Raw genomic sequence first — 3959 nt, 5'->3', positions numbered from 1 at the left:
TTTTCGATCATCTGGTGGCAAATGTCGCGCTCCACGTGAGCGCGTGAGTTGAAATGCAGTATTTCTTGAAAAGACGGATAGCGAATCCGGTCGCGCTCCACGTGAGCGCGTGAGTTGAAATTTTGAGTTCCTGCGCTTTGCGCACTATCGAAATAGTCGCGCTCCACGTGAGCGCGTGAGTTGAAATCGGCAACTTCTGCTCCTGGAAATCTATTAGATGTTCAAGTCGCGCTCCACGTGAGCGCGTGAGTTGAAATCTGCTACAGTATAGTTATCAAGTCCGTACCAAATCGTCGCGCTCCACGTGAGCGCGTGAGTTGAAATAAAATTGTAAACTGAGTAACTCGTTCGCCCCCAAGTCGCGCTCCACGTGAGCGCGTGAGTTGAAATCGGAATTCCAGAAGACGAAGATTTACCAGTTACAGTCGCGCTCCACGTGAGCGCGTGAGTTGAAATAAAAATGTAAACTGTGTAACTCAAATGCACCTTGTCGCGCTCCACGTGAGCGCGTGAGTTGAAATCAAGGCTGATATTACCGCACAGCAGACACACCACGTCGCGCTCCACGTGAGCGCGTGAGTTGAAATTTTTTTTGGTTTTTTATAGCCGTTTAGCCCTGCGTCGCGCTCCACGTGAGCGCGTGAGTTGAAATTTACAGTTGACATATCGAAGTAATAGCGACGACCGTCGCGCTCCACGTGAGCGCGTGAGTTGAAATTGCTTTCGTCATGCCGCTGGTGTTCATATGCTTTGTCGCGCTCCACGTGAGCGCGTGAGTTGAAATATGCCATATGGGTTTATCAATGTAATACTTACCCGTCGCGCTCCACGTGAGCGCGTGAGTTGAAATCTTCTGAATTTCACATTATAATTCCTTTCTTTTTGTCGCGCTCCACGTGAGCGCGTGAGTTGAAATTTAGAAATGCTTTCGCTTCCTGCTCCGCCGCCTGTCGCGCTCCACGTGAGCGCGTGAGTTGAAATCTCATGGACGACCGTTTCGTGAAGCGCGACACAAGTCGCGCTCCACGTGAGCGCGTGAGTTGAAATTAGTTAATTATCATGCGTTCCATTTGCGTTTACGTCGCGCTCCACGTGAGCGCGTGAGTTGAAATTTCTGGGCTTGACCGTTTTTGTTTTCGTATGTCATGTCGCGCTCCACGTGAGCGCGTGAGTTGAAATGAATATTTTGGATTTGGGTTTGCTTCGCGGTGTTTGTCGCGCTCCACGTGAGCGCGTGAGTTGAAATAATAAGCGCAAACAGTTCAGCAACGCGAATAACGTCGCGCTCCACGTGAGCGCGTGAGTTGAAATGATCGAAACCTAAAGTACAACCGCTTTCAAAGCTGTCGCGCTCCACGTGAGCGCGTGAGTTGAAATTCTATATAAAATTTTATGTAAAGCATGAGCTTAACGTCGCGCTTGTTATTTCTCAAGCAAAACCCAAAAAAATTACACTCAAAATACAAAAAAAGCGGTGAAATGTTTCATTTATCCGAAGCACCTCACCGCTTTTATCATGTATGAGATTTTTAAAAACTGCTTTTACAAGGCTACTTTAATACTGTTATAATATCGCTTACATCGCATTTCAACACCTTGCAGATCACTTCAAGTTGTGAAAATTTTAAACTGATAGCTGCGCCTGTGCATAATGCTGAGATCGTAGACGGACGTATACTCGTTTTCTCAGCCAGCTCCGCTTGCGTCATTCCTTTTGCCGCTATTATCTGTTTTAATCGGATCTTTATCATCGTGACCTCCTGTATCCTTTTTACAATCCATAACGCTTTTCGTTATATGTCCTCTAAAAAAAATACTAGAAATTTTTGATTATGACCTCTTTAAAATCTCCCGATGACAAACTGTTGCTCCTCGTGACTGCCATTATATTAAAATCTTTGTATAAATCGCGGATATAATCATCGTCGTTGTATGACAATATGAACTTGCCCTTTATCTTACTGAGAACCTTGCAAAGCCTTTCATGATCTCCATTTGCAAACTTTACATCGTAATACTTTTCCGTCTTGTGATACGGCGGATCGCAGTAAAATAGCGCCTTGTCACGGTCATATACTTTGATGATATCTTCAAAATCTTTGTTCTCGATAACTACTCCGTCAAGACGTGCTTCTATATCCTCAAAACAATCTGTATTCAGCCGCTTTTTGTTGCAGCCAAACGTCCTCAGGCTTGCTCCAAATCCAGTCTTGACTAACACATAAAACATAGCAGCCCGCTGAATATCCGTGAATCCTGTTGCAGATATACGTTCGCGGCAATTGATGAACATTTCGCGGCTGTTTAAATAGTATCGTACTTCCTTTTTAAGCTCATTAGAATGGTATTTTAAACATCTGAAAAAGTTGACCAGATCGCTGTTTGCATCGTTATAGACCTCCAGATCTGCGTGTTTGTCTTTGGCAAAAAGTATAGATCCGCCTCCACCGAAAACATCTATATATCGGTTGTAGCTGTCTTGTGGTGGGAAAGAATCAATTACTTTGTTTTTAAGCAGGCTTTTCCCGCCTATCCATGGTATCGGACTTTTCATTTTTATCACCTTCCATTATATCATTATAAAAAAGGGCGCATCTCAGCGCCCGTCTTTTATTCAAGCCATTCAGCGCAGACAAAATAATGCCTGCGCCCTATTTTTATCTTGTTCCAAACGTGTCCGCAGGCGCGCCGCTCCCACCCATCAACGGCTTTTACAACCGCATTTTTCTCCAAAACGCCTGCGAGCGTTTCTGAACAGATCTCACAACGCGTTCTGTAATTCAGCCGCGCAGATGTGGTCTTTGCAATATATGAAACTGCATTTTTCTCCATTAGTATCACCCCGATATGATCTTAGCAAGCTGTTTTGCAAGCTTTTCGCCGGCTATACCGTTCGGTTTATAGCCAAGTTCTGCAAGCAAACTGCTTACTGCGTTTTCCGTACCGCCGCCGAAGCCGCCGTCGTCTGCAAGAGTAACAGATATGCCTTTTTTCTTACAAGCTGCTTTGATAAGCTGTTTATACGCGTACACGCCCACGCCCTTGTCGCCGCGCTTGAAGCCCTCGCTGTCCAGCGTTTTCAAGGCTTCCGGAGCGGTGAAGCCGTTTAATCCCGCCGACTTTATCTTCGCGGGGTAGTCCACATAGCAGTAGTTGCAGTCCACCGCCGTGCTGATACCCGCGACCGCGCCGCCGTCCGTGTACTGCCACATTCCGACCTCGCCCGACCAATTGAGCCTGCCGCCGTACTCCGCGAGCCAGAGGGCGTAACGCTTAGCGACCTCTGCCGTCAGCATAGTCTGCGCTGGGCTGCGGCTCATGTAAATTCCCGCGAAATATCCCGCCTTTTCGAGCTCCTCGCAGAACGCCCTGCACATCGCGGACACGCCCGTCTTGCCGACTAGCGACTTGCCCTCGACATCGAAATATATCGGGTACTCAAACTGCTTGCCCTTTATCGCAGCAAGGCAGCGCTTCGCCTCCTGCCGCGCCTCGTCGGCGGTGGTCGCATAGCTGAACCAGTAGCCGCCGCAGGGTATGCCGTGCTTTTTGCACTCTGAATAGTTGCGCGCGAAAGTCTTGTCTATCTGCCCCGCGTACCACCCGTAGCCTATCTGCATTATCACAAAATCGACCGCGCCGCGCACCTTCGCGAAGTCGGGCGAGCCTTGGCAGTATGATATGTCAATGCCTTTTTTCATTTTCTACCTCCAGATCTGTCAAGCGATGGTTCGCAACCTTTATCTGCTCGGCGACCACCGCGTAATCCTGCTCCAGCTTGTATGTGCGCTCTACAACGCTGTTGTGCTTATCCACGCGCTCGGAGAGCTTGTCTATTTTATACTCAATGAGTTTTTGGCTGTCGAACTGCGCCTGCCGCATGGATTTTCGGCTGTTCGCGGCGATGAGAAGCTGGCAGACCACCGCCGAAGCCGCCGTTATCAGCGCAACGATTATCG

Annotated in this window: 5 protein-coding genes and 1 CRISPR repeat array; all 5 genes read right to left on the bottom strand. The window is 48.0% G+C overall.

The window, feature by feature from the left end:
* Window positions 1-23 precede the first annotated feature (23 nt).
* Window positions 24-1377: a CRISPR direct-repeat array (repeat unit 32 nt; unit sequence GTCGCGCTCCACGTGAGCGCGTGAGTTGAAAT).
* 173 nt (window positions 1378-1550) lie between these two features.
* Window positions 1551-1751, bottom strand: a complete 201-nt coding sequence (locus LI114_RS13135) for a helix-turn-helix domain-containing protein (protein ID WP_227221048.1) — start codon at window positions 1749-1751, stop codon at window positions 1551-1553.
* A 65-nt stretch (window positions 1752-1816) separates the two neighbouring features.
* Complete coding sequence (locus tag LI114_RS13130; RefSeq protein WP_227221047.1) at window positions 1817-2554, bottom strand: DNA adenine methylase; 738 nt, start codon at window positions 2552-2554, stop codon at window positions 1817-1819.
* A 56-nt stretch (window positions 2555-2610) separates the two neighbouring features.
* Window positions 2611-2832, bottom strand: a complete 222-nt coding sequence (locus LI114_RS13125) for a hypothetical protein (protein WP_227221046.1) — start codon at window positions 2830-2832, stop codon at window positions 2611-2613.
* Between the two features lie 5 nt (window positions 2833-2837).
* A complete protein-coding gene (locus tag LI114_RS13120; protein ID WP_227221045.1) occupies window positions 2838-3701 on the bottom strand; it encodes a glycoside hydrolase family 25 protein in 864 nt (287 codons plus the stop codon).
* On the bottom strand, window positions 3685-3959 hold a 275-nt coding region (locus LI114_RS13115), incomplete at its 5' end, for a hypothetical protein (protein WP_319638313.1). The genes LI114_RS13115 and LI114_RS13120, both read right to left, overlap by 17 nt.

The organism is Ruminococcus sp. 210702-SL.1.03 (assembly GCF_020559915.1).
GTDB lineage: Bacteria > Bacillota > Clostridia > Oscillospirales > Ruminococcaceae > YE71.
Note: the sequence above shows the minus strand (reverse complement) of the source record. Positions and strands in the feature narration are given on the sequence as shown.

Coding starts and splice junctions, on each gene's coding strand:
- LI114_RS13135 (WP_227221048.1), bottom strand. CDS start 1,751: ATGATAAAGATCCGATTAAAACAGATAATAGCGGCAAAAGGAATGACG.
- LI114_RS13130 (WP_227221047.1), bottom strand. CDS start 2,554: ATGAAAAGTCCGATACCATGGATAGGCGGGAAAAGCCTGCTTAAAAAC.
- LI114_RS13125 (WP_227221046.1), bottom strand. CDS start 2,832: ATGGAGAAAAATGCAGTTTCATATATTGCAAAGACCACATCTGCGCGG.
- LI114_RS13120 (WP_227221045.1), bottom strand. CDS start 3,701: ATGAAAAAAGGCATTGACATATCATACTGCCAAGGCTCGCCCGACTTC.